The sequence below is a fragment of the Streptomyces sp. NRRL F-6492 genome (assembly GCF_001280125.1).
GTDB lineage: Bacteria > Actinomycetota > Actinomycetes > Streptomycetales > Streptomycetaceae > Streptomyces.
This window is the reverse complement of the sequence record NZ_LGEG01000266.1, coordinates 59493-85452: the sequence shown is the minus strand read 5'-3', so window position 1 is coordinate 85452 and position 25960 is coordinate 59493. Positions and strand designations below refer to the sequence as shown.

Here is a 25960-nt window from a genome sequence, read left to right as displayed (position 1 = left end):
ATTCCGGAAAGTGTCCGGTTATCGGTCACCCGACTCCGGCGTTCAGGAAAATCCCGCCGTCGACGACGAGCGTCTGGCCGGTGATCCACTCCGACTGCGAGGAGGTGAGGAAGGCCGCCGCCCCTCCGATGTCCTCCGGCTCGCCGAGTCGGCCGAGCGGATAGGCGGCCGCGGCCTCCGCCTCGCGGCCCTCGTAGAGCGCCTGCGCGAATTTCGTCTTGACAACGGCCGGGGCGATCGAGTTGACCCGTACGATCGGCGCGAATTCGTGCGCCAGCTGGAGGGTCAGATTGACCATCGCGGCCTTGCTGATTCCGTACGCCCCGATGAAAGGCGAGGCGGATACGCCGGCGACCGAGGCGATGTTCACGATCGCCCCGCCGTTCCGCTTCTGCCAGGCGTGCCAGGTCCGCTGGGCGAAGCCGAGCGCGGAGATCACATTGGTCTCGAAGACCTTGCGGGCCACATTGAGGTCCAGGTCCGCGATGGGGCCGAAGACCGGATTCGTACCGGCGTTGTTGATCAGGAAGTCCACCCGGCCGAAGCCGTCCATCGCCGCCTCGACGGCGGCGGCCTGGTGGGCCTCGTCGTGGGCCTTGCCGGGGACGCCGATCGCCCGGTCGGCGCCGAGCCGCTCGACGGCCTCCTTGAGGGCCTCCTCGCCGCGCCCGGTGATGACGACCCGGTCGCCGCGGGCGACCAGCGCCTCGGCGATGCCGTAGCCGATGCCGCGGCTCGCCCCGGTGATCAGGGCGACCTTGCCGGACGGCTCCGGCTGCTCCTGCGTGCTCATGTCCGTCTCCTCCTGCTCCTGTCGGTACCGGTCGTCAGTTGAGCGGGCCGCCGGCCACGTACATGACCTGGCCGGAGACGAAGCCGGCCTCGTCGCCCGTGAAGAACGCGATCGCGTTGGCGACGTCCTCGGGGCGGCCGACCCGCTGCACCGGGATCATGGAGGCGGCGGCGGCCTGGAAGTCCTCGAAGCCCATGCCGACGCGCTCGGCGGTCTGCGCGGTCATCTCGGTGACGATGAAGCCCGGGGCGACGGCGTTGGCGGTGACGCCGAACTTGCCCAGCTCCTTGGCGAGGGTCTTGGTGAGGCCCTGCAGACCGGCCTTGACGGCGGAGTAGTTGGCCTGGCCCCGGTTGCCGAGCGCCGAGGAGGAGGAGAGGGAGACGATCCGGCCGAAGCCCGCGTCCACCATGTGCTTCTGACAGGCCTTCGCCATCAGGAAGGCACCCTTGAGGTGCACGTTCATGACGAGGTCCCAGTCCGACTCGGACATCTTGAAGAGCAGGTTGTCACGGAGCACGCCCGCGTTGTTGACGAGGATCGTCGGCGCCCCGAGCTCGGCGGCGACGCGCGCGACGGCGGCCTCCACCTGGGCGCCGTCGGAGACGTCGCAGCCGACCGCGAGGGCGGTGCCGCCCGCGGCGGTGATCTTCTCGACGGTGTCCTTGCAGGCCGCCTCGTCGAGGTCGAGTACGGCGACGGCGCGGCCCTCGGCCGCGAGGCGGAGCGCGGTGGCCGCGCCGATGCCCCGTGCGGCACCCGTGACGACGGCTACGCGCTGCTCGGTGGTGGACATGCTGGTTCTCCTCGCCCTTGGATCGTCCCTGGTGGCGGCCGGACCGTCGTCCGCTCCTGCGTCCCGCACATGAGCGACCGCTTAGTATCGTCCGCAGACGAGACGCTAGAAGCCCTGGCACCCGGTGTCAACGGCCCACCGGGTGCACCTGGTCACGCTCCGTCCGGGGGCGGACGCTCAGCGCACGAGGAGATCGAGCAGGCGTTCCACCTCGGCCTCGGGGTCGGCGGTGAGGCCCGTGTGCACGGGCCCCGGCTGCACGACCGTGGAGCGCGGCGCGATCAGCCAGCGGAAGCGGCGCCCCGCGTCGTCGCGCGCGGCCTGTCCGGCCGCGTCCCCGCCGAGGCAGACCCCCTCGACGGCGCGGAGGGCCGCCCGTACGCCGGTCACGTCGGCCGCCGGGTCGAGCACCGTCAGCTTGGCCTCGTCCAGGTGCGTGCGGGCGGCCACGAAGGAGCGGGCACGGCAGTAGACGACCACGCCCGCGTTGAAGCACTCGCCGCGCTCGACCCGCGGCACCACGCGCAGCAGCGCGTACTCGAAGACGTCGCGGTCGCTCACGTGGTGCCGTCCTTCTCGGTGGCCTTGTCAGCGGCCTTCTGGGTGGGGTGCGGCCGGGGCGCGAGGCGCTCGGCGAGCCAGCCGGGCGGCTGCTGGGGCCGGTCCTCGGTGCGCGGTCCGAGCGTGATCCGCTCGTGGATGGTGGCGGCGCGGGGCAGCAGCGCCTCGACGTAGGCGGCGCGCACCTCGTCCGGGCCCGTGAAGCCGGGCTCGTCCGCCAGCCACGCGTCGGGCACGTCGGCGGCGACCTCGTCGAGGAGCTCGCGGGTGACCAGCGGCGCGAGTTCGGCGGCCGCCGCGGCGACGTCGGGGGCGAAGGGGGCGAGCGCGTGGTCGGAGGCGTCGTACGGCTTGGCGGCGGACGCCTGCGCGCCCTTCCAGTTGTGGTGCCAGATCATGGTGGCGCCGTGGTCGATGAGCCACAGGTCGCCGTGCCAGACGAGCATGTTCGGGTTGCGCCAGGACCGGTCGACGTTGTTGACGACCGCGTCGAACCAGACGACCCTTCCCGCCTCGGCCGGGTCCACCTCGTACGCCAGCGGGTCGAAGCCCAGCGATCCCGGCAGGAAGTCCATGCCCAGGTTGAGCCCGCCGCTCGCCTTGAGCAGCTCCTGCACCTCCTGGTCGGGCTCGGAGAGCCCGATGACCGGGTCGAGCTCGATGGCGACGAGCTCGGGCACCCGCAGCCCGAGGCGGCGGGCCAGCTGCCCGCAGATCACCTCGGCGACCAGGGTCTTGCGACCCTGTCCCGCGCCGGTGAACTTCATCACGTACGTGCCGAGGTCATCGGCCTCGACGATCCCGGGGAGCGAGCCGCCCTCACGCAAGGGCGTGACATAGCGGGTCGCTACGACCTCTTCCAACACTTTCCCAGGCCACCCATCTCTTCAGCCGTGCAATCCATGGACGCGTTCTCCGGTACATGGAGGCGGGAGCGCCGGTCGGCGGCGCCGGGGAGGAACCGGGGAGTTCCGGCCGGTGGGCCGGTCTCCTCGCATCCCCGGTGGATCGCCGGTGGCGCCGTGCCCCTTGCCGCCGGATTCCGGCACGAAGTGAGGATAGTAACCGGGGGTGATCGTCTGCGAGGAGCGGCCGGACCGCCGGACCGGGGTCACGGCGGGGCCTCCGGCTTCCTCCGGGTGCGGGACGGGACGAAGCACCGCGGCAACAGCGCCGCAACGAACTCTTGGTTTCGCGTGCATGGATCGCGGGCGGGCGCGGTCGTAGCGTCGTGTCCGCCGCCTTCGTCGTTCCGCATACAGCCGAGAGGGTTACTGTCATGGACACGTCCAAAGCGTCCGGTCCCAGTCGTCGGGGGGTGCTGGCCGGTGCCGCGGCCGTCGCCGCCGGTGCCACCGTCCCCGTGTTCGCCGCCGCGCCCGCACGGGCCGCCGCCGCGCGGCCCAACGTGCTGCTGATCGTCACCGACGACCAGCCCAGGCAGACCGAGTGGGCGACGCCGAAGACCGTCGGCTGGCTGGCGGGGCAGGGGGTGCGGTTCACGAACGGGCACGCCACCACGCCGCTGTGCGCGCCGTCGCGCTCGTCGGTGTTCTCCGGGCGGTACGCGCACAACCACGGGGTGCGGAACAACGGGGCGTCGCGCTCGCTGGACCAGCACACGACGCTGCAGCGGTACCTGAAGCAGGCGGGATACCGGACGGGGCTGTTCGGGAAGTACCTCAACTCCTGGGACCTGGCCGAGGCTCCGCCGCACTTCGAGGAGTTCGCGCTGCTCAGGCCGTCGTACGTGGACGGGACGTTCAACGTGGACGGAACCGTGCAGACCGTGCCCGGCTACACGACGACCGTGGTGAAGAACCGCACGCTGGCCTTCATCGACAAGTCCCGTACGGACAACCGGCCCTGGTTCGCTTACGTCACCCCGTACGCCTCGCACGGGCCCAACACCCCCGAGCCCAAGTACGCCGGCACCGACGTGCCGGCCTGGGACGGGCGTCCGTCCGTGCCCGAGGCGGACCGCAGCGACAAGCCCGCGTACGTCCGCAACGCGACGCAGACGCTCGCGGACGGCCGGCTGACGCGGGCGAAGCAGCTGCGGACGCTGCGTTCGGTGGACGACGCGGTGGGGGCGTTCCGCGACAAGCTGGCGGCACTGGGCCAGTTGGACAACACGCTGGTGATCTACATCGGCGACAACGGCTTCAACTGGGCCGACCACGGACTGGGGGGCAAGGGCGTGCCCTACCGGCCCGCCCACGAGGTGCCGTTCTACCTCTCCTGGCCCGGCGGCGGCCTCGGCGGCGGTACGACCGACAACCGGATCGTGGCGAACATCGACATCGCGCCGACCGTGCTCGACGCGGCCGGGATCACGCCGGACACGCCGCACGACGGGCGCTCGCTGCTCGGCGGGTACTCCCGCGACCACCTGCTGATCGAGTGGTGGAAGCAGGGCACGGGCACGGAGGGGCAGAACACCTGGTCCTCGTACGTCGCCAAGGACCGCCAGTACACGGAGTACTACGAGCTCCACACGGACGCCGCGGGCAACGTCAGCGGGACGGGCCGGGTCAAGTTCCGCGAGTACTACGACCTGGACGCGGACCCCTACCAGCTGAGCAACAGCCTCTACCAGGCCACGCCCGCGCAGGAGAAGGCGCTCGGCATCCCGGGCCTCGCGGCCGCGCTGGCCGCGGACCGCGCGTCCTGAGGGGGGTCGGCGGGACGAGCCGCCACCGCTGGGCACCGGGCGCGCGGTCGGGGTCCCCGACCGCGCGCCCTTCGCGTCCGCGTCACCAGCGGGACGGCGCCGGGGGCGCGACGACCGGCGGGCGGTCGTCGCAGGTGATGGTGTTGGGCAGGAGCCACGGGGCGAGCCAGCCGCCGTCGTTGCCGCCGAGGTCGGTCAGGGCGAACTCCGAGCCGGTGGCGGGGAAGTTGAAGGAGCCGCAGTTGTTGACGCCGACGGCTCCGACGTTGCGGGCGTCGACGTTCTCGAAGGTGGCGGAGCCCTTCACCCGGGCGCTGAGCACGGAGTTGCCGGTGCCGTCGACGCGGACGTCCTTGAAGTGGACGGCCGGGACGTCGACCCGGTCCTTCACCCCGTACTCGCTGACCAGCATGATCGCGTTGTGGGTGGAGTCGAGGTAGTGGTCGCCGGTGACCCGGACGTCGGCGTCGATGCTCTTGTCCAGGGCGTAGAACCAGATGGCGCCGAGGCCGATCCTCCAGTTGAGGTCGAGGGTGCCGGCGCGGACCGTGGTGTTGTCGGTGAAGCGGAGGGTGCCGGTGAAGGGTTCGGCGCCGAAGCGGGATCCGGCGTGCAGGCCGCTGCCCTCCCGTACGGGGTCGGCGACGAGGTTGCCGCTGACGGTGTTGTCCTCGCCGCCGTAGATCGCGATGCCGTTGGCGAGGGTCGGGGACTGCACGGTGTTGCGGGAGAAGGTGTTGCGCGCGTCGGCGGTCGTGTCCGACCACATGGCCAGGCCGTCGTCGCCGGTGTTGCGGACGAAGTTGTCGTCGACGAGGGAGTCGGTGACGCCGGTGTGGAAGTTGAGGGCGTCGGCGATCTGGTCGGTGATCACGTTGTTCGTGACCCGCACGTTCGACATCGGGCCGTCGAACCACAGGCCGACCTTGGTGCGGTGCAGGTAGAGGCCGTCGATGGTGGAGTCGCTCATGGCGCCGCCGACGGCGTTGACCTGGTCGGTGTCGATCCGCTCGCGGACGTCGCCCTCGATCGCGAAGCCGCGCAGGTGCACGCCGTGGCTGCCGCCCTCGGCGGCGTTCCTGCCGTAGAGGCCGACGCCGGTGTGGCGGGAGCCGTCGGGGGCGGGTTCGGCCAGGGTGACCTGGCGGCCCTTGAGGACCGTGTGCCAGTTGCCGGCGCCGACGATCGTGACGTCGTCGACGACGATGTGCCGGTCGACCCGGAAGGTGCCCGGCGGCAGGTACACGGGCCGGTCGACGCGGCGGGCGAAGGCGATGGCGCGCTCGATGGCGGGGGCCGCGTCCCGGCGGCCGGTGGGGTCGGCGCCGAAGGCCAGGACGTTCACTCCGCCGCGCTCCACGTGCGGCGGGGCGACCAGTTCGGTGTCGAGGAGGTCGATCACGGTCCAGGCGGCGGGGCTGCCCGCGGGGACGGTGAGGCGGACCCGGTCGCCGGCCCGGTACGTACGGCCGAGGAGGAGGCGCTGCTCGTCGTAGAAGTGGGTGGGCCGGAAGGGCTTGGCGATCTCCGGCGCCGGTGTGGTGGCCGCCGGGACGCAGGCGCACTCGGTGATCCACCAGTCGGGGTGGAGGAGGTCGGCGCGCGGGTCGTTGGTGAAGGGGTACTGGTTGTAGAGCCAGGAGTACTGGGAGGTCAGCGTCATCGTCGCGCGGTGGCGTCCGTCGACGCCGACGTCGAGCGGGGCGGTGATGCCGCCGCCTCCGGGCGCGTCGGGGACGCTGTAGCGGACGGTGAGCGCGTTGGCGTTGCGGGGCAGGACGAACTCGACGTACTGCCCGGCGGTCAGCCGCACGGCGGAGCGCCCCGACGCCTCGGAGGGGAGCGTGTACGGGGTGCGGTCCGGTCCGACGACCGTGCCGGTGGTGGCGGCGTTCTCCGCCTCCTGCTCGTCGAAGGCCACGGCGGCGCCGCGGCCGGCGACGAGCTCGGGGGCGAGGGCGGCGCGGGTGACCACGGGCCCCCGGGCGGCCGGCCCCCGGTCCCCGGTGCCCGCCGCGGCCACGCCGTCGAGGAGCACGCTCGTGCTCAGTGCGAGGGCGGCGATCGCCAGGGCGGCTCTTCGGCCGCCGCGCGCGCCGCGTCCTGATCGGCTCGGACTCATGTCGGGCTCACTTCTGTCGGAGGTGACACGGATCTGTCGGAGGTGACGCGGACGTCGCCCGGGCGCGGGGCCCGGGCCGTGGGGGCCGCGGGCCCGGTGCGCGTCCCCGTGGCCGGGGCGCGCACCGGGCGTCCCGCCGTGGGCGGCGCGGTCAGGTGCGCAGCCAGACGGCGGTGTCCGCGGGGAGGGAGCCGTCCGCCGGCAGCGGTCCGCTGGCCAGCAGGACGCCGGTGTGCGGCGGGAGGTCCACGGGCGCGCCGGAGAGGTTGACCACGCACTGGAGGTCCTCCGCGCGGGCGAAGGCCAGGACCCCCTCGGACGACGGCAGCCATCGCATGGGCCCGTCCCCGAGCGCGGCCTCGGCCCTGCGCAGCTCCAGCGCCGTGCGGTAGAGGCCGAGCATCGAGCCCGGGTCGGCGGCCTGCCGGTCGACGGCGTGGCGGCCCCAGTCGGCCGGCTGCGGCAGCCACGGGTCCGTACCGGCGCCGAATCCGTACGAGGGGGCGTCGGCCTCCCAGGGAAGGGGGACGCGGCAGCCGTCGCGGCCGGGGTCGGTGCCGCCGGAGCGGAAGTGCATGGGGTCCTGGATGCGGTCCAGGGGGACGTCGGCCTCCGGCAGGCCCAGCTCCTCGCCCTGGTACAGGTAGACCGAGCCGGGCAGGGCGAGGGTGAGCAGGGCGGCGGCGCGGGCGCGGCGGGTGCCGAGGTCCGGGTCGGTGGGGGTGCCGAAGCGCTTCTTGGCGAAGTCGAAGCCGGTGTCCTCGCGGCCGTAGCGGGTGACGGTGCGGGTCACGTCGTGGTTGCAGAGCACCCAGGTGGCGGGGGCGTGGACGGGGGCGTGCTCGGCGAGGGTGTCGTCGATGGTGCGGCGCAGCCGGTCGGGGTCCCAGGGGCAGGACAGGAAGTTGAAGTTGAAGGCGGTGTGCAGTTCGTCGGGGCGCAGGTAGCGGGCGAAGCGCTCGGCGTCGGGCAGCCAGACCTCGCCGACGAAGACGCCGCCGTACTCGTCCGCGACGGCCCGCCAGGAGCGGTAGACGTCGTGGATCTCGTCGAGGTCGATGTACGGGTGGGGGTCGACGCCCTCGGTGAAGTCGCGGAGGCCGGGGTCCTTGGTGAGGAGGGCGGCGGAGTCGATGCGGACGCCGGCGACGCCGCGCGCGAACCAGAAGCGCAGGATGTCCTCGTGCTCGCGGCGGACCTCGGGGTGGGCCCAGTTGAGGTCGGGCTGCTCCGGGGTGAAGAGGTGGAGGTACCACTCGCCGTCGGGGACCCTGGTCCAGGTGTTGCCGGAGAACTGCGAGGGCCAGTCGTTCGGCGGGAGTTCGCCGTTCTCGCCGCGGCCGGGACGGAAGTGGAAGCGTTCCCGTTCGGGGCTGCCGGGGCCGGCGGCGAGGGCCTCACGGAACCAGGCGTGCTGGTCGGAGACGTGGTTGGGAACGATGTCGACGATGACGCGCAGGCCCAGTTCGGCGGCTTCGGCGATGAGCTTCTCGGCCTCGTCGAGGGTGCCGAAGGCCGGGTCGATGGCCCGGTAGTCGGCGACGTCGTAGCCGCCGTCCACCATCGGGGAGGCGTACCAGGGGGTGAACCAGACGGCGTCGACGCCGAGTTCGGCGAGGTAGGGCAGTCTCGCCCGGACGCCCGCGAGGTCCCCGGTGCCGTCGCCGTCACCGTCGGCGAAGCTGCGCGGGTAGACCTGGTAGATGACGGCGTCGCGCCACCAGTCGTCGGTGCGGGGCGGATGAGGGGCTGCCACGGGACGGTCCTTTCGGGCAGGGTGGTTCTTCGCCGCCGGCCCGGAAGCGGGGCGGCGGAGGGGCCGGCGGCGAAGGCTTATGGGGTGCGGGCTCGTGACGGGGCGGGGGTTCGGGCCTGTTCAGCCCTTGAGGCCGCCGGCGGTGAGGCCGCTCATGATGTTCCGCTGGAAGACCAGGAAGATCAGCAGCGTGGGGACGGAGGCGATGGTGAGCGCGGCGATCAGCACGTTCACCGGGACTCCGTTGGAGAGCGAGTAGATGCCGACGTTGAGCGTCTGCTTGGACGGGTCGGGCAGGGTGAGCATGGGCCAGAGGAAGTCCTTCCACACCCCCACGACCGCGAAGATCGACACGACGCCGAGGATGGGGCGGGAGATCGGCAGGACGATCGACCACAGGACCCGCAGGGGCGAGGCCCCGTCCATCGAGGCGGCGTCGAGCAGTTCCTTGGGGATGGAGTCGAAGAACCGCTTCAGCAGGAAGATGTTGAAGGCGTTGGTGACGGCCGGCAGCCAGATGGCCCAGGGCGTGTTGAGCAGGTTGCGCTCGATGACGGGCACGTCGAGCACGGTGAGGTACTGGGGGACGACGAGGACGGTCGCCGGGATCATCAGGGTGGCGAGCATCATGCCGAGGATCGCCTTGCCGAACACGGGCCGCAGCTTGGAGAGGGAGTAGGCGGCGGCGACGTCGAGGACGAGCTGGAAGGCGAGGGCGCCGAAGGCGTAGTAGAGGGTGTTGAAGAGGAGGCTGGCGAGGTCCATGACCTCCCAGGCCCGCGAGTAGTTCTCGGGTTCGAAGGAGCCGGGGACCAGGGTGGGCGGGGTCTGGATGACCTCCTGGGCGTCCTTGAAGCCGCTGGACACGAGCCAGTAGAGGGGGCCGAGGAAGACCAGGGTGAAGAGGAGGACGACGGCGGTGAAGACGGTCCAGTAGAGGACCTTGCCGCGGGGCCTGGCGAGGACGGCCGGTGAGATGAGCGTGCGTGTGGACATGGCTGGTCTCCGGTCCTATTCGTCCTCGGCGCGGCTGAGCTTGACGTACACCGCCGAGAAACCGGCGAGCAGTACGAGCAGGAGCAGGCCGAGCGCCGCCGCGGCACCGTAGTTGTTGAAGTTGAAGGCGTACTGGTAGATGAGGTAGACGACGGTCGTGGTCGATCCCTCGGGGCCCGCGCCGCCGGTGAGCAGGAACGGCTCCACGAAGACCTGCATCGTGGCGATGACCTGCATGAGCGCCATCAGCGACAGGATGAGGCGGGTCTGCGGGATGGTGACGTGCCAGATCTTGCGCAGCAGGCCGGCGCCGTCGAGTTCGGCGGCCTCGTACAGTTCGCCGGGGATGGACTGGAGCGCGGCGAGGTAGATCAGGGTCGCGCCGCCCATGTTCATCCAGGTGGAGGCGATGACGACGGCGAACATCGAGAGGTCCGGGTCCTGGAGCCACTGCTGCTCGGGCAGTCCGACCGAGGTGAACAGTTCGTTGAGGAGTCCGTAGCCGGGGTCGTAGAGGTACTTGAAGAGGAGGACCGAGGCGACCGGCGGGAGCATGACGGGCAGGTAGACGAGGAGCCGGAGGTAGCCCTGGCCGTGGTGGAACTCGTTGACGACCACCGCGACGAGGAAGGGCACCGCGAAGCCGAGGACCAGCGCGAGCACGGTGAACAGGGCGGTGTTCCCCCACGCCTGCCAGAAGGCCGGGTCGTTGAGGACCGTGTTCAGGTTGTCGAGGCCGACCCAGGTCGTGCGGCCGTCCTCGGTCTTCTGGAAGGCGAGGAAGAACTCCCGCACCATCGGGTACCAGGAGAAGACGCCGAAGCACAGCACCGCGCCGATGAGGAAGCCGTGGGCGGTCAGGTTGCGCCGGAGGCTCCGGGCGAACCGGCCGCCGGCCGGTGCGGGGGCCGCCTCTCGTGGCGGGGAGGGGCGGGGGGTGTCCGCCTTGCTCGGGGTCAGGCTGGGGGCCGACATCGTCTCTCCTCGGTGCTGTCTGCCGGTTTCGGGGCCCGGGGTGCCGGGCGTACGGGCGGGCCGGTCGACGGGGACCGGCCCGTGGGCGGGGCGGGCGTCCGCCCCGCCCCGCCCGGACCCGCTCACTGGTTGGCGAGGACCTGGTTGACCTGCGCCTCGGCGGTGGAGAGGAGCTTGTCGACGTCGGCGTCCTTGTTGGTGAGGACGGCGGACATGACGTTGTCGAGGACCTTGTAGACCTCCTGCGCCTTCGGCGGCTCGTTCTTGCCGGCGACCGGGTTGTCCATGAAGGTCTTGAAGTTCTCGACCGGCATGGTGGCGTGCTCCAGGCGGGCGGCGTCGTCCTTGGTCTTGGACTCGTTCAGCCAGAAGTTGGGCTGCGGGATGCCCACCGGGAGGGCGTCGGCCTTGGTGCGGGCCCAGTCGAACTGGCCCTTGCCGACGGTGAGGTTCTTGAAGTTCAGCCAGGCGACGGCGGCCTTGATCTTGTCGCCGGATATGCCCTTCTTGATCATGTAGTTGTTGCCGCCGGCGAGCGTGTTCCTGCCGCCGGGGATCGGGCCCATGCCGAAGTTCTCGTACTTGGCGCCGAGTTGCTGGACCATGTAGGCGATGTCGTCGGGGGCGGCGAGGAACATGCCGAGCTTGTCGGTGGCGATCTGCTTCTGGAGGTCGCCCCACTTGAGCAGCTGGGTCTTGCCCATGGAGTCGTCCTCCCAGCGCATGGCGTGGAGGTTCTTCACCACCTGGCGGCCCAGGTCGGTGTTGAACGCGGCCTTCTTGCCGCTCGCGTCCACGACGTCGCCGCCGAGGCTGTACATCTGCGCCGTGAAGTGCCAGCCGCCGGTGTTGCCCGCGCTGTACTCGCCGAAGCCGGAGACGCCCTCGCCCAGGCCGGCGATCTTCTTGGCGGCGGTGCGGACCTCGTCCCAGGTGCGCGGCGGGGCGTCCGGGTTCAGGCCGGCGTCCTTGAAGAGCTTGCGGTTGATCAGCAGGCCCATGGTGTAGTTGCTGGTGGGCAGGCCGTAGAGCTTGCCGTCCTGCTTGAGCGAGCCGAGGACGTTCGGGTCGATGTCCTTCAGGGCCGGGACGGACTTGTCGTTGACGTAGGCCGTGATGTCCGCGGCGCCGTCGTTGTCGAGGACCTGCGGCAGGTCGGTGAAGTACGTGTAGAACACGTCCGGCTGCGACTTGGCCTTGAGCATCGCGGTGAAGCGCGGGGGCTCCAGGCACTGGCCGGGGGTGGAGCGGCCCTCGATGGTGACGTTGGGGTACGTCTTGTTGAACTCGGCGACGTCCTCCTTCCACTCCTTCAGTTCGGCCGCCTTCGCCGTGGGCGGCATGCAGTCGATCGTGAGCGTCACCTTGGTCTTCGGGTCCAGCGGCGCCGTCGGGTCGGACGAACCGTTCTGCTGGGATCCGTCGCTGTTGTCGTCGCCGCTGCTGCTCGTGCCGCAGGCGGCGAGCGCGGTCAGCGACAGGGCGGAGACGAGGGTGATCGCGGCGGCACGACGGCTGCGACGGAACCGGGCAGTTCTCATGAGTGGACCCCTTCGGGCATGAACGAGGAGGAGCGGTGCGTGAGGTGGAGGTCCCCCGCCGCCGACGGCTTGGCGGGGTGCGGCACACTCAACCACCACCAACAAGTGAACGCAATATCTCGCGCTGATTTCGCAATTGCACGACAGTGAGGCGTAATCGAAACGTGACCGACACGTACCTGGTCGACAGGGAACGGAAGCGGTCGGGGGCGCGCGAAGGCGCGCCGGAGCGTCCCGCGGCGTCGCGGCCGGCCCGGGTCCCGTCCGGGGCCCGGGCCGGCCTCCGTCACCCGCGGGAGACGGCGGGAGGCGGAGGGATCACGGGTTGACGTTGATCTTGAAGGTGGTGGTGTTGTTGCGGATGTCGACGGCGTTGCCGTTCATCCGCAGCCCGTTGAAGGTCACCTCGCCGACGGCGGGCCCCTGCCCCGACTCCGGCATCTCGTTGGCCCACAGGCCGAAGCCGGACTTGGCGTCCCAGGCGTCGCCGCTCTTGCGGGCCCCGGTGACGGAGATGTCCGTGAGGACGGTGTCCTTGATCGGGAACTGCGGCTGTCCGCCCACGTAGTTGGTCTGGAACATGATGCCGCTGTAGGTGGGGTCGACGATGTCGACGCTGTTCACCCGGATGCCCTGGAACACCTTGGAGGCGGAGAAGAGCCACATCCCGGGGAAGGTCTGGTTGCCCCAGAAGTGGCCGCCGGCCCGGACGATCGAGATGTTCTCGAAGGTCGTGGGCTCGGTGCCGAAGCCGTTCATGGCGTAGCCGAAGTCCAGCGAGGAGATGGTGACGCCGGAGTAGACCAGGGTGTCGGCGATGTGGATGTTGCGGAAGGTGTTGCTGTAGCCGCCGTAGACGGCGAGGCCCGCGGCCCGCCAGGTGAGCGTGCTGGTGAGGTTCTCGTAGACGTTGTTCTTCATGTCGGCGCCGCCGGCGTCGATCGCCGAGAACAGCGCGAAGCTGTCGTCGCCGGTGGCCCGGGCGTCGTTGTTGACGACGTGGTTGTCCGTGGAGCCGTTGGTCATGTTGATTCCGTCGGCGAACATGTTGCGGATGCGGGAGTTCTTGATGGTGATCCGGTCCGCGTTGGCGCCCCAGTAGAGGCACACCATGTGCTCGTTCCAGATGTCGTCGATCACGATGTCGGTGACGTTGGCGAAGTCGAAGACCTTGCCGGGGCCGTCGATGCGCGAGGTGTAGTTGCCGAAGTAGGCGAAGCCCTTGAAGAGCGAGCCCTTGGCCGCCGCCTCGGCGCGGAAGCCGACGTCGGTGTTGTCCTGGGTCGAGGGCGCGTGGAACTTCGTGTACCAGGGCCCGGCGCCGACCACCTTGACGGCCTTGCCGTACACCTGGAACTTGCTCGACGTCTGGTAGTCGCCGGGCGGCAGGTAGACGCCGGTGAGCTTGCCGGTGGTGTCCATGCGGACCCTGTCGAGGGCGTTCTGGACGTCCTGGTGGGTGAAGCCGGCCGGGACGGTGTACGTCGCCGGGTCGGGGTTCGCGACCGGGGCGACCTGCTCCAGGTCGACGAAGTCGATCGCGTAGTACGCGGCGGTGTTGGCGGCGTCCTTCTGGAGCCGGATCTTACTGCCGGCCTGGACGGTCTCGCCGAGGAGCAGGTGCGCCTCGTCGTAGACGTGACGCGGGCCTCCGGATCCCGGGGAGTTGCCGGGGGCGATCTCGGAGCCGTACAGCCAGGCGTACTTCGAGGTCAGCGGGAGCGCCTTCTTGAAGACGCCGTCGACGTAGACGTTGATCGTGGAGTCGATGCCGCCGCCGCCCGGGGCGTCCGGCACGGAGAAGCGGGTGACCAGGGTGTTGGTGGCGGCGCGGGCGGTGAACTCGACGTACTCCCCCGTCGCGTCCAGGTTGACGGCCTTGCGGCCGGAGGCCTCGCCCGCGATGTCGCCGACGGTGCGGTTGGGGCCGGCGACGGTGGCGCCGCCGCCGACGGTGCCGTCCTCCGCCTCGTACGTGGTGTACGGCATGTTCGCGCCGCGCCCGACGAAGAGCGGCTGGGAGGCGGTGTTGTTGGCGCGCTTGACCGGCAGCTCGCCGGCGTCGTCGGCGAGGACCGTCCGCACCGTGTACGAGCCGTTGGCGGCGGTCCACGGGCCGAGGGTCACCACGGTCGAGGCGCCGGCGGCGAGGCTGCCGCTGTACGAGCCGGTCAGGGTCTTGACCGTGGCGCCCTGCTTGTCGAGCAGGTTCAGGGTGACGCCGTGAGCGCCCGCCGAGGTGGCCTGGTTGCCCTGGTTCCGCACCGTCGCCCGGAAGGAGACGGTGTCACCGGCGGACGGGCTGGACGGGGTGGTCGTGACCCCGGTGGTGACCACGTCGGGGCTGGTGACCGGCTTGACCACGAGCGGGGTGGGGCTGGTGTGGGTGTTGTTGGACTCGTTCTGCTCGATGACCGCGTTCGCCTCGTCGGCGACCGCGCTCAGCTCGTACGAGCCGGCCTCCCGCGCGCCGATGGAGGCGCTGACGGTGGTCTGGGCCCCGGCGGCCAGGGCACCGACCTGGGCGGTGGCGACCTTGGTGCCGCCCAGGCGCAGCGCGACGGCGCTGGCCGGCGCGGCCGCCGGGCCGCTGTTGCGGACGGTGGCGCCGACCGTGATCTGGTCCGACTCGACCGGGGCGGCCGGCGTCGTGGTCAGGCCGGTCACCTCCAGGTCCGGGTTGGGCGCGGGCACGCCCACGACCTGGAACTCGGCGAGCTGGCCCGCCGAGGAACCGGTGTTCGCGGTGAACCTGAGCTGGACGTCGGCGACGCGGGCGGTGACCGGGACGGTCACGGTGTTCCCACCGGCCGGGTCGAAGGTGTAGCTCTTCGCGGCGACCAGGCTCGTGAAGCCGGAGGCGCTCTGCTCGCGCCCGAGGACCTCGACGGTCTGGTTGCGCGCGGCCCAGGCGGTGGCCGGGTCGAGCTTCAGGACGAGCCGGTCGAGGTCGGCGTTGGAGCCGAGCTTGACGGTGAGGGTGTTCGGGTAGCTGCCGCCCGCGCCCTCCCAGTAGGTGCTGGTGCTGTTGTCGTTGGCGTTCGCCGCGACGAAGCCGTGCACGGTGGAGGAGGCGCTGATCGGCTTGCCGACGGCCAGGTTGGAGCCCGTGGAGCCGCTGCCGTTGCGGGTGACGGCGTTGCTGTTGGCGGACTGGTTCCCGGCCGCGTCCTTGGCCCGCACGTGGTAGGTGACCGTTTGGTTGGCCGGACGGCTGTCCGTGTACGTGGTGACGCTGCCCACCACGCTCGTCAGGAGCGTGTTGTTGGCGTAGACGTCGTACCCGGTGACACCCGTGTTGTCCGAGGAGGCGCCCCAGGTCAGCCTCACCTGGCCGGAGGTCGCCTCGGTGAACGCCAGGTTCGCCGGGGCCGTCGGCGCCTGCGTGTCCCCGGTGTCGCCCTGCCGGGTGACGGCGTTGCTGTTGGCGGACTGGTTGCCCGCCGCGTCCTTGGCCCGCACGTGGTAGGTGACCGTCTGGTCGGCCGGACGGCTGTCCGTGTACGTGGTGACGTTCCCCGCCACGCTCGTCAGGAGCGTGTTGTTGGCGTAGACGTCGTACCCGGTGACACCCGTGTTGTCCGTGGCAGCGGTCCAGGTGAGCCTCACCTGGCCGGTCGCGGGCTCGGTGAACGCCAGGTTCGCCGGGGCCGTCGGCGCCTGCGTGTCCCCGGTGGCCGGTCCGTAGACCTCCAGCTCGGAGAGCTGGGCCGCCGGCTGCACGGTGTTCGCCGTGACCAGGACCCGGATGTAGCGCGCCGTCGTCTCGCCGAACGGGATCGTCACGGAGTTCTGGCCGGAGGGGGCGAACTCGTACGCCTTCGACGTCGTGAGGTCGGTGAAGTCCGTGCCGTTCGCGCTGCTCTGGACCTTCAGGGTCTGGCTGCGCGCGCCCCAGCCGTCGGGCAGCCGCAGCACGACCCGGTCGACGCGGACGGAGGAGCCGAGGTCGGCCCGCAGCCACTGGGGCAGCTCGTTGTTGCGGCTCTCCCAGTAGGTGGCCTTGTTGCCGTCGTTGGCGTTGCCCGCCGCGTACACCTCGGTGTGGCTGCTCGCGGTCAGGGTCCTGCCCGCGGCGAGGTTGGCGGAGGTGCCGTCGGCGGCGTGCACTTCGAGCTCGGAGAGCTGGGCCGCCTGCCAGCCGGTGTTGGCGGTGATGTCGACGCGTACGAAGCGGGCCTGGGCGGCCGGGAAGCCCACCGTGACGGTGTTGCCGGTGCCCGGGCTGAAGGTGTAGGTGGCCGAGCTCTTCAGGGTGGAGAAGCTGGTCCCGTCGGCGCTGCCCTGGACGGACAGCGTCTGGTTGCGGCTCTCCCAGCCCGCCGGGAGCTTCAGGACGACCTCGTCGACGCGGGTGCTCGTGCCGAGGTCGGTCTGCACCCACTGGGGCAGGCTCGATCCGGAACTCTGCCAGTACGTCCCCTGGTTGCCGTCGGTGACGTTCGCGGCGCCGTACTCCGGCAGCGCGCTGCCGGCCGCCGCGGGATCGCCCAGGGCGATGTTGGGGCCTCCGGCGGCCTGGGCGGTCATGAGGGGACCTCCCAGCGCCAGCAGGCTCGTCGCGATCACGGCGCTCATGCCCCGTGATCTCCAGCTGTGGAGTTTCATCTGTCCTCGATCTCGGCCCCGCATGCGATGGCTGCGTGGCGCGGCTCGTCGGGTTGGCCTCTGGCTCGCAGATGTCGCCTGTTTGCTGCGAGCGGTGAGAGAGTTGCAGACAATTGCCAAGGCGTCTACATCTGGCGAAGGCGTGCTTCCTCCGGCCCGTCGTCACGTACGAGGGCATGCCGAAGGCCCCGCGCACGAGGGGGCTACGGGGTCGACGGGAAGCACGGGGAGGGGCGGGGGTCCGGCCACCGCCGCGGCCGGACCCCCTCGTCACGGCGCCTCGGGCGCCGCCGACGGTGCTACGGGTTGTTGATGACGAACTGGGATCCGGGCTCGACCAGGATGTTGCCCTGGGCCGAGTTGGTGATCGTCACGTTCGACAGGGTGGCGCTGCCGCGGGCGCCGCTCATCGCGAGGATGCCGGAGCCGTTGTTCGACTTGTCGATGCGGACGTTGGTGATCTTGACGTTCGGCATCTCTCCGCCGCCGGTCTTGAACTGGATGCCGTCGTAGGTCGAGTCGACGATGTCCGTGTCCTTGATGGTGACGCCCGGGATGGGCTGGCCCTGCGCGAACAGGGTGATGGCGCCGAACTCCTGGTCCTCGTTCCAGAACGCGCCGCCCGTGCGGTACAGGGCGTTGTTGGAGATGAGGGTCTGCCCGGAGAAGGGCAGCGGGTCGTGGTCGGTCGCCAGCATGATGCCGGGGTAGTTCATGGTGTCGGCGATGATGTTGTTCTCGATGGTGTTGCCGAACCCGCCGTAGACCGCGATGCCGTTGGCCCGCCAGGGCAGCTGGATCGTGTTGTTGCGGAAGTGGTTGTTGGAGCCGATGTCCACCGAGGTGTCCTTGACGTACTTGCTGGCCCAGACGGCCAGCGCGTCGTCGCCGTTGTTGCGGAAGGACGAGTTGAAGACGGTGGAGTTGCGGGTGCCGTTGGCGAAGTTGATGCCGTCGGCGTAGGTGTTGCGGATCCGCATGCCCGAGAACTCGACGCCGTCACCGGGTCCCCACAGCTCGGGGATGTTGGTGTAGTCGCGGCCGGCCCAGACGCCGACGTTGGCGTGCTCGATCCAGACGTTGCTGATCTTGGTGTTCTTGCCGAAGCGGCCGTTCAGTCCGACGCCGCCCTCCTCGTTGGCGTTGTTGCCGCGGATGGTGCCGGAGCCGAAGATCGCGATGTCGGAGATCTGCGTGTTGTGGTCGATGTCGAAGCCGAAGTTGCCCTCGTGCGGGTGGTTGATGCCGCCCGCCTGGTGCGGCGGGGTGAGGGTGTAGAGCTGGGAGTGCCACATGCCGGCGCCGCGGATGGTCACGTCGCGGATGCCGACGGTGTTGTAGATCCCGCGGTTCAGCGGGTCGTCGGTCAGGATCTTCTGCTCCTGGCGCCACTGGCCCGCCGGGATCCACACGCAGGAGATCTCGCCCTTCTGGTCGGCGGTCACGGCGCGCTGGATCGCGTCGGTGTCGTCGAGGCCGTCGTTGGGCACCGCGCCGTAGTTGGTGATCGAGACGCAGCCGGCCGGCTGGGCCGTCGGGGGCGCGACCTGCTCCAGGTCGATCATGTCGATGACGTAGAAGGAGGCGGTGTCACCGGCGTCCCGCTGGAGCCGGAACTTGGTGCCGGCCGGGTAGGACTGGGCCAGCAGGGCGTTGGACTCGTCGAACAGGCGGCGGGCGTCGGCCCCCGGGGCGTTGGTGAGCCCTTCCGGGTCGTCGGTGGTGCCGTAGAGCCAGCTGTGCTTGGAGGAGAGCGTCAGCTTCCGTACGAACTGGCCGTCGGCGTACAGGCTCAGCGTGGCCTCCCGCCCGCCGCCGCCGGGGGCGTCGGGGATCGAGTTGCGCACGACGAGGGAGTTGGCGGCGTTGGCGGAGGTGAACTCCACGTACTCGCCGGTGGAGTCGAGCCGGACCGACTTGCGGCCGGAGGACTCGGTGGCGAAGTTGGTGTGGCCGAAGGTCCGCTGGGCGTCGGCGGTGAGCAGGGTGCCCTGGTAGCGGGCGTCCTCCGCCTCGTACTCGGTGTAGGGCACGGCGGCGCCGCGGCCGACGACCAGCGAGCGGCTGAAGACGTTGTTGTTCTCGTTGGTCTCGGCCACGACCGCGGTGGCGTCGGCCGTCGCGGTGAGGGTGACGCCTCCGCTCGCGGCGGTCCAGCTGCCGGACACCGGCACGGTGACCGACTGCCCGGCGGCGACCGCCGGGGTGGATCCGTTCAGGGTGGTGGTCCCCGCGGTGAGGCGGGTGACGGTGCCGGCGGCGACGCCGGTGGTGCCCCGGTTCTGGACCGTGGCCGTGAAGGAGACCTGCGCGCCGACCGCCGGGGAGGACGGGTTCGGGGTGATCGCGGTGACCGTGAGGTCGGGGCCGGGCGCCTGGCCGACGACCAGCTTGGTGGCACCGGTCCGGCTGTTGTTGGTGTCGTCCTGCTCCACGACGGTGTTCGCCGGGTCGACGACGGCGGACACGGTGTAGCTGCCCATCGCCTTCCTGCCGACGGGGATCCTGACGGTCGTGGAGGCGCCCGCGGCGAGCGCGCCGACCTGCGCGCTGCCCGCCACGGCGCCTTCGAGGCTCACGTTGAGGGAGGTGACCGGCGAGGCGGCGGTCCCGGCGTTGCGGACGGTCGCGCTGACCTCGACGGGGTCCGTCTCCGAGGGGGAGGAGGGGGTCCACGCGAGGTCGGTGACGGTGAGGTCCGGATTCGGGGCGGCGGCGCCCACCACTTCGAACTCGGCGACCTGGGCACCGGGGGCGCCGGTGTTGCCGAAGAACTTGAGCTGTACGTCGGCGTACCGGCCGGTCACCGGAACGGTGATCGTGTTGGCGCCCGAGGACGGGCTGAACTGGTAGTCGGCGCGGGCCTTGAGGGTGGTGAAGCCGGACGCGGACTGCTCGCGTCCGAGCACCTCGACGGCCTGGGTGCGCGGGCCCCACGCCTGGTCGGGGTTGAGCTTGATCCGGACCGCCTCGACGTCGGCGTTGGCGCCGAGCTTGGCGGTCAGGGTCGCGGGGAAGCCGGCCGACTCCCAGTAGGTGCCGGTGTTCCCGTCGTTGGCGTTGGCCGCCACGTACGACTGGGTGACCGACGAGGCCTCGATCGGCTTGTTGCGCGCCAGGTTGGTGCCGTTGGGCGGCGGGTCGACCGGACCGCCGCCGTCGTCCTCGCCGAAGACCTCCAGCTCGGACAACTGGGCAGCGTTCCAGCCGGTGTTGGCGGCCACCTGCACGCGGATGTAGCGGGCCGTGGTCGCGGTGACGGGGATGCTGACCGTGTTGGCGGCGGCCGGGTCGAAGGTGCGCGCCCCCGATCCGGAGAGCGCGGTGAAGGAGGATCCGTTCGTGCTGCCGAGCACGCTCAGCGTCTGGACGCGGGAGCCCCAGGAGGCGGGCAGCTTCAGCGCGACCCGGTCGACCTCGGTACTGGCTCCCAGGTCGACCTGCACCCACTGGGGGAACGAGCCGTTGGGGCCCTCCCAGTAGGACGCCTGGCTTCCGTCCGTGACGTTGCCGGCGGCGTAGCCGCCGTTCGTGCCGCCCGCGGTCGCGGGCTTTCCCAGGGCGAGGTTGGGGCCCTCGGCGGCGTGGGCGGGGGCGGGGAGCATCCCCACGCCCATCAGACCCGCCATCACCGAACCGACGATCACTCGCCGTCCGTGGTTTCTCAATCGCATGAAGTCCTCTTGATTCCTCACCCGGGCACCCGGCCGTGACCCGCCCGGGCCGGCGGCGCGCACGGCGCCGGGGCAGCGGGACGGGGTGGGGGGCGGATGCGCGGATGAACGATGACAGAGCCCTCGCACGACACCTTCCATGCCCAGGGCGGAACATTTGAGTGCCAGCAAGTATTTTTGAGTAGTTCAGTCAATCTTTTGCGATTACCGGGTGACAGGTTTCCGTCAGGTCACCACTTTGTCAACGGGGCTGACACAACTGGCCCGTTGGAGGGTGTGCGAGGGGGCATGAGGGTCGGCGTTGTGTACGGCGGCCGGCGCGGGTCACGCCTGCCGGTGCCGGGCACGCCTGCCGGCGTCGGGCACGGCAAAGGGGCCAGACCGTCAGGTCTGGCCCCTGGGGATCGTCCGCGATGACCGCGCGCCCCGCGCGGAGCGCGCCGGCGGGCGGATACGGATCAGGCGGTGGAGGGCGGCGCGGTCGAGCCCCGCACCACGAGCTCCGGCTCGAAGAGCAGCTCGCCGGGGTGCGCCTGCGTCCCCTGGATCTGGGCGCACAGGAGGTCGACGGCGGCCCGCCCCATCGCCTCGATCGGCTGCCGCACCGTCGACAGCGGCGGCTCGGTGCAGTTCATGAAGGCCGAGTCGTCGAAGCCGAGCACGGACACGTCGGTGGGAACGGTGAGTCCGCGCCTGCGGGCGGCCCTGATGGCGCCCAGGGCCAGCGGGTCGCTGGCGCAGATGACTCCGGTCACCCCCCGGTCCCACAGCCGGCCCGCGGCCGCCTGCCCCCCTTCGAGCGAGAACATCGAGCGCTCCACGAACTCCTCCGCCAGCTCCGTCCCGGCCGCCGCGGCGGCCGTCCGCGCAGCGGTCAGCTTCCGGCGCGAGGGGATGTGGTCCTCGGGGCCGAGGACCAGGCCGATGCGTTCGTGTCCCAGCGAGGAGAGGTGGCGCCAGGCCTGCTCCACGGCGGCGATGTCGTCACAGGAGACGCACGGGAAGTCGAGCTCCTCGATGGGCGCGTTGACGAGGACGACGGGAATGTTGCGCTCCGCCAGCTGCCGGTAGTGCTCGTGCGGCGCGTCGGCCTGTGCGAAGAGTCCTCCGGCGAAGATCACCCCGGAGACCTGCTGCTGGAGGAGGAGGTCGACGTAATCGGCCTCGGAGACCCCGCCCTTGGTCTGCGTGCAGAGCACCGGCGTGAGGCCCTGTTGCGCGAGGGAACCGCCGATGACCTCGGCGAAGGCCGGGAAGATGGGGTTCTGCAGCTCCGGCAGGACCAGGCCCACCAGCCTGGCCCGCTCCCCGCGCAGCTGCGTGGGGCGCTCGTAGCCGAGGACGTCCAGCGCGCTGAGCACGGACTGGCGGGTGGCCTCCGAGACCCCCGGCTTGCCGTTGAGAACTCGGCTGACCGTGGCCTCGCTGACTCCCACTTTTTTCGCTACCAGAGCAAGTCGTCGCGTCACGAACGCAACTCTAGCGCAAAGAGAGTCAGGAAGTTACATGTTTCTTGCCATGATTGCAGCACGACGATACGTCGTCATGCCGGGCGCTCACCCCTGGCGCGGGCAGGAGTGGAGCGGAGATAGAACAGCTCGGGATCCTCCGCGTCAAGGCCGTGGAGAAGGCCGACCGGACGCCAGCCGGCGCTCTGGAGGAGGCCCTGCATCGGCCGGTTGGAGACGTTGGTCGAGGTGAACAGCTTCTCGGTGGCGCACGAGGCCGCCGCCGCGTCCAGCAGCCGGCGCCCCACGCCCCCGCGCCGGGCCTCGGGCGCCACGGTGAGCATGGTGACGAAGCCCTGCTCGAAGAAGGTGTACTCCACCACGCAGTAGCCGAGGGGGCCGCTCGCGTCCTCCGCGACGGCGGCCGTCCCGTCCTCGCACCACTTCCGTATGCTCGCCCGCCGTGCGGCGTCACCTCCGTCGGCGACCGCGTCGACGCCGCACAGCGCGTCCGCGTCCGCGTCCGACGGGAGTGCCCGCCGCACCACGACCTCGTCCCGGCTCTCCCCAGTCATACGGACATACTGCCGTCGTCCGGGTTCTGTCACCCGGCTTCCGTCACTCGGGTTTCCGTCGCTCGGGCTTCCGTCATTCAGGGGCACGCAGCTCCGGGGCCCCGGTCTTCGCGTGCCCCGGCTCCGGTTCCCCGCCCCGCCGGTCGAACCGGCCGAGGAGTGCGGTCAGGAGGACGGCGGTCAGGGTGCCGGCGACGACGCCGCTGCCCAGGATCGTGCGGGCCCAGCCGGGGAACCCGTCGTACAGGCCCGGGGTCAGGAGCGGCAGCAGGCCTGCCGCGAGGGCCAGGGCGGCGACCATGGAGCCCGTGCCGGCGCCGGAGAGTTCGGCGCGGCGGAGCATCTCGACGCCCATCACGGCGATCACCGCGTAGACGACGAGCGAGGAGCCGCCCACGACCGCCTCCGGGATGCCCGCGAGGGCGCGGGAGACGGGGGTCGCCAGGCCGACGCCGATCAGGAGCACTCCGGCCCCGGCGGTGACGAAGCGGCTGCGGACCCCGGTGAGCCGGCCGATGCCGATGTTCTCGGCGCTGGTCACCATCAGGGACGTACCGAACAGGCCGCCCACGAGGGAGACGAGCGCGTCGGCGCGGGCGACGCGGGGGACGTCCCTGCCGGGGTCGGGGGTCCGGCCGACGGTCTCGCTGTTCAGCACGGTCTGGCCGGTGATCTCGGCCAGGGTGGTGAGGCTGAAGACGAGCAGCGGCAGGGCGGCGAGGACGTCGAACCGCGGTGTGCCGTACGGCAGGAGGGCGGGCAGCGAGAAGCCGCTGCCGGGCGCGGGCGCGAAGGCGCCGAGGCCGGTGACGACGGCGAGCAGGACGCCGGCCGCCATGCCGGTGAGGATCGCGGTCTGCCGCCAGACCCCGCGCAGCAGGACGTACGCGCCGACGGTGGCGGCGACGGTGAGGCCCGCGAGGAGGACGGCGCGGGGTTCGCCCTCGCCGTCGGGTCCGGTGACGAGACGGGCGGCGACCCGGATCATGGCGATGCCGATGAGCAGCACGGTGACGCCCATGACGAGCGGCGGGAAGAGCCGGACCACGCGCGCGTAGAGCGGGAGCACGGCGATGAGCAGCGCCGCCGCGAGGAGGACGGAACCGGCGGCGGTGGGCGTGCCGTGGTCCTGGGCGATCTGGAGGAAGAGCGCGGTGGCGGCGCCGCCGGGCAGCATGACGAACGGCAGCCGGGCGCCGATCCGCCACACGCCGAGGGACTGGAGCAGGGCGCCCGCCCCGCACAGGATCAGGACGGCGCTGAGCAGCGAGGCCGTCGTGCCGGGCGCGAGGCGCAGGGTGCCGGCGGTGAGGAAGACGGTGGAGACGGGCGCGGCGATCATCGCGAGGACGTGCTGCGCGGCGAGCGGCAGCAGCCGGCGCGCCGGGACGCGGGCGTCGACCGGGGCGGTGCCGGGCTCGACGGGCGGGGCGGGAGCGGTGGTCGGGGTCACGAGCCGGCCCCCAGCCACGGGATGTCGGCGGCCGCGTAGCGGTAGGCGCGGAAGACGGCGTTGGGCTCGGACGGGAAGAGGCCGCGGACCTCGCTCTCGCGGTATCCGGCGAAGTGCGGGACGACGTACTCCCAGCACAGGTAGCCGTCCTTCGTCACCTCGAAGAGCCGGCCGGACGGGGAGTCGGTGACGAGGGTGTTGCCGTTGGGGAGGCGCTGCGCGGAGCCCATGAACGGGGCGAAGAAGAACTCGCGGGCCGGGTCGTGGTACTCCCACGCGATCGCGCCGCTCTCCCGGTCGATCTCGACGACGCGGGAGTACGGGACGTCGTGGTGCGGCCGGAAGACGCCGTTGTCGAAGACGAGGAACCGGCCGTCGTCGAGTTCGGTCGGTGCGTGCTGCTGGCTGGTGGTGCCGGGGGCGCTGCGCCACAGGATCTCGCCGGTCTCGCGGCTGATGACGACGACGGCCGAGACGCTGCGCAGGCTGGCGAGTACGTTGCCGTCGCGGAGCGGGGTGACGCTGTTGATCAGCGGCCAGTGCTCGCGGGCGTACGCCTCGTGCAGCGGGTACGCGTCGCGGTCGAGGTGCTCGGAGGCGCGCCAGGACCAGAGGAGTGCGCCGTCGGGTCCGACCTCGCGGACGGTGTCGGCCCAGACGGTGCCGCCGTCGGCCTCGGAGCCGGGCACTCCGCCGCGTACGGCTTCGGCGTCGGCGCCCCGGAGGGGTTCGAGGGCGGTGTAGAGGATCCGGCCGTCGTCGAGGTGGTGGGCGTCGTGGTGCTGGAGGGGGTCGCGGTGCTCGCGCAGCACCGCGCCGTCGGGAGCGGCGTGCAGCATGACGCCGCCGCGGTACTTGTGCCACATCGGGAACAGGGCGTCCTCGCCGGGCAGGACGCCGTTGTAGGCGAGGGTGCCGTCGGCGAGCAGCCGGGCGTGGCGGCCGGGGCGGTAGGGCAGGTCCCACCGGTGGGCGGTCTCGCCGCGCAGGTCGACCAGGTGGACCTGGCCGGTGCCGGTGAGCGGGGCGTAGAGGGTGTAGCCGTCGTAGGCGGCGGTCTCGTCGAGGGCGAGGAGACCGGTCGGTCGTCGGCGGCGGGAGTTCTGGTCGATCGTGGGCATGGCGGCGCTCCTGCGTTCCGGGTCGGCTGCGGGCTCCGTCGTCAAACTTTCTTTGACTGGAGCAACTGACTTTGAAACTAGAGGCGTCGTGTGACGGGCGTGTGTCGGGAGTGCGAAACCGTGCCCGGATCCCGTCACGACCGCCGCGTAGGGTGCCGGGAGCAGCGAGGATCGCGACAGGCACCGCCGGGCGGAGAGGGACGGGGACGACGATGGAGGCGAAGGCGCCGGGCGGCGGGGCACGGAGGACGACGGCGGGAACGGACGCGCCGGAGGTGAAGGAGGGGGGTGCCCCGGGGGTGAAGGAGGGCGGTGTCCCGCGCGTGGGGGCGGCCGTGCGACGTCGGCGGCGGTCCCTCGACCTCACCCTGGCCGAGGTGGCGGATCGCAGCGGGCTCTCCTCGCCCTTCCTCAGCCAGATCGAGAACGACCGGGCCCGCCCCAGCATGCGGTCGCTCCAGCGGATCGCCGACGCGCTCGACACGACCGCCGTCCGGCTGCTCGCCGCCTCGGACGAGACCCGCACGGTGGACGTCGTCCGCGCGGGCGACGACAGCGGTCTGCGGGACGGCGCGCGGGTCCGCCCGGTGGTCCGGGGCCGCCACCAGGTGCACGCCCTGGAGTTCACCGGCGAGCACGACGCGGACCGCGAGTTCCTGCACCGCAACGACGAGTTGCTGTACGTCGCGGACGGCGCGGTGGAGGTGGAGGCGGAGGGCAGGGTCCACCGGCTCGGGCGCGGGGACACGCTGCTGATGTCCGGCGGGGTGCGCCACCGCTGGCGGACCGTCGGTCCCGGCGCGCGCGTCCTGGTGGTGGCGGTCGCCGACCACGTGGAGGTCCTGGAACCCTGACGCGGCCGGCGAC

General features: G+C 71.3%; 17 protein-coding genes. 2 read left to right on the top strand and 15 right to left on the bottom strand.

The features are described from left to right. Nucleotides 1–25: 25 nt before the first annotated feature. From ADL08_RS31510 to ADL08_RS31495, 4 genes are all read right to left on the bottom strand, one after another. A complete protein-coding gene (locus ADL08_RS31510; RefSeq protein WP_053649043.1) occupies nucleotides 26–793 on the bottom strand; it encodes an SDR family oxidoreductase in 768 nt (255 codons plus the stop codon). Nucleotides 794–827: 34 nt separating this feature from the next. Then, nucleotides 828–1589 (bottom strand): 3-oxoacyl-ACP reductase FabG, encoded by a 762-nt coding sequence (gene fabG, locus ADL08_RS31505; RefSeq protein WP_053649042.1) that lies wholly within the window; start codon nucleotides 1587–1589, stop codon nucleotides 828–830. A gap of 177 nt (nucleotides 1590–1766) precedes the next feature. Continuing rightward, entirely contained in the window at nucleotides 1767–2150 is a 384-nt protein-coding gene (locus tag ADL08_RS31500) for a DUF3037 domain-containing protein (protein ID WP_030214460.1), read from the bottom strand. Then, nucleotides 2147–3016 carry a HipA family kinase gene (locus tag ADL08_RS31495; protein ID WP_199837129.1) on the bottom strand — a complete coding sequence of 290 codons (870 nt, stop codon included), beginning with the start codon at nucleotides 3014–3016 and terminating at the stop codon, nucleotides 2147–2149. Before ADL08_RS31495 ends, ADL08_RS31500 begins: the two co-directional genes overlap by 4 nt. A gap of 413 nt (nucleotides 3017–3429) precedes the next feature. Between ADL08_RS31495 and ADL08_RS31490 the strand changes: the two genes are divergently transcribed. Further along, complete coding sequence (locus ADL08_RS31490) at nucleotides 3430–4824, top strand: sulfatase (protein ID WP_053649038.1); 1395 nt, start codon at nucleotides 3430–3432, stop codon at nucleotides 4822–4824. A gap of 82 nt (nucleotides 4825–4906) precedes the next feature. On the opposite strand, the gene ADL08_RS31485 is transcribed toward ADL08_RS31490, so the two are convergent. From ADL08_RS31485 to ADL08_RS31435, 11 genes are all read right to left on the bottom strand, one after another. Beyond that, on the bottom strand, nucleotides 4907–6946 hold the full coding sequence (locus ADL08_RS31485) for a glycosyl hydrolase family 28-related protein (RefSeq protein ID WP_053649036.1): 2040 nt from the start codon (nucleotides 6944–6946) through the stop codon (nucleotides 4907–4909). A 151-nt stretch (nucleotides 6947–7097) separates the two neighbouring features. Beyond that, nucleotides 7098–8702 carry a glycoside hydrolase family 13 protein gene (locus ADL08_RS31480; RefSeq protein WP_053649034.1) on the bottom strand — a complete coding sequence of 535 codons (1605 nt, stop codon included), beginning with the start codon at nucleotides 8700–8702 and terminating at the stop codon, nucleotides 7098–7100. A 120-nt stretch (nucleotides 8703–8822) separates the two neighbouring features. Next, nucleotides 8823–9698, bottom strand: coding sequence for a carbohydrate ABC transporter permease (locus ADL08_RS31475; protein ID WP_053649032.1), 876 nt, complete (start codon nucleotides 9696–9698; stop codon nucleotides 8823–8825). 15 nt (nucleotides 9699–9713) lie between these two features. Further along, nucleotides 9714–10673, bottom strand: coding sequence for a carbohydrate ABC transporter permease (locus ADL08_RS31470; protein WP_053649030.1), 960 nt, complete (start codon nucleotides 10671–10673; stop codon nucleotides 9714–9716). 122 nt (nucleotides 10674–10795) lie between these two features. Further along, a complete protein-coding gene (locus ADL08_RS31465; protein WP_053649028.1) occupies nucleotides 10796–12214 on the bottom strand; it encodes an ABC transporter substrate-binding protein in 1419 nt (472 codons plus the stop codon). A gap of 318 nt (nucleotides 12215–12532) precedes the next feature. Continuing rightward, nucleotides 12533–16822 carry a discoidin domain-containing protein gene (locus ADL08_RS31460; protein WP_053649025.1) on the bottom strand — a complete coding sequence of 1430 codons (4290 nt, stop codon included), beginning with the start codon at nucleotides 16820–16822 and terminating at the stop codon, nucleotides 12533–12535. Nucleotides 16823–17121: 299 nt separating this feature from the next. After that, nucleotides 17122–20496 carry a CARDB domain-containing protein gene (locus tag ADL08_RS31455; RefSeq protein WP_053649023.1) on the bottom strand — a complete coding sequence of 1125 codons (3375 nt, stop codon included), beginning with the start codon at nucleotides 20494–20496 and terminating at the stop codon, nucleotides 17122–17124. Nucleotides 20497–20954: 458 nt separating this feature from the next. Beyond that, nucleotides 20955–21965, bottom strand: a complete 1011-nt coding sequence (locus ADL08_RS31450) for a LacI family DNA-binding transcriptional regulator (protein ID WP_053649021.1) — start codon at nucleotides 21963–21965, stop codon at nucleotides 20955–20957. Between the two features lie 74 nt (nucleotides 21966–22039). Then, entirely contained in the window at nucleotides 22040–22519 is a 480-nt protein-coding gene (locus tag ADL08_RS31445; RefSeq protein ID WP_053649019.1) for a GNAT family N-acetyltransferase, read from the bottom strand. Between the two features lie 73 nt (nucleotides 22520–22592). Further along, nucleotides 22593–23972 (bottom strand): uracil-xanthine permease family protein, encoded by a 1380-nt coding sequence (locus ADL08_RS31440; protein WP_107092036.1) that lies wholly within the window; start codon nucleotides 23970–23972, stop codon nucleotides 22593–22595. After that, complete coding sequence (locus ADL08_RS31435; protein WP_053649017.1) at nucleotides 23969–25093, bottom strand: aryl-sulfate sulfotransferase; 1125 nt, start codon at nucleotides 25091–25093, stop codon at nucleotides 23969–23971. The genes ADL08_RS31440 and ADL08_RS31435 overlap by 4 nt, the downstream gene beginning before the upstream one ends. A 212-nt stretch (nucleotides 25094–25305) precedes the next feature. On the opposite strand from ADL08_RS31435, the gene ADL08_RS31430 reads away from it, so the two are divergent. Continuing rightward, nucleotides 25306–25947: a helix-turn-helix domain-containing protein gene (locus ADL08_RS31430; RefSeq protein WP_078968221.1), complete on the top strand. Its 642-nt coding sequence runs from the start codon at nucleotides 25306–25308 to the stop codon at nucleotides 25945–25947. The last annotated feature ends 13 nt before the right edge of the window (nucleotides 25948–25960 follow it).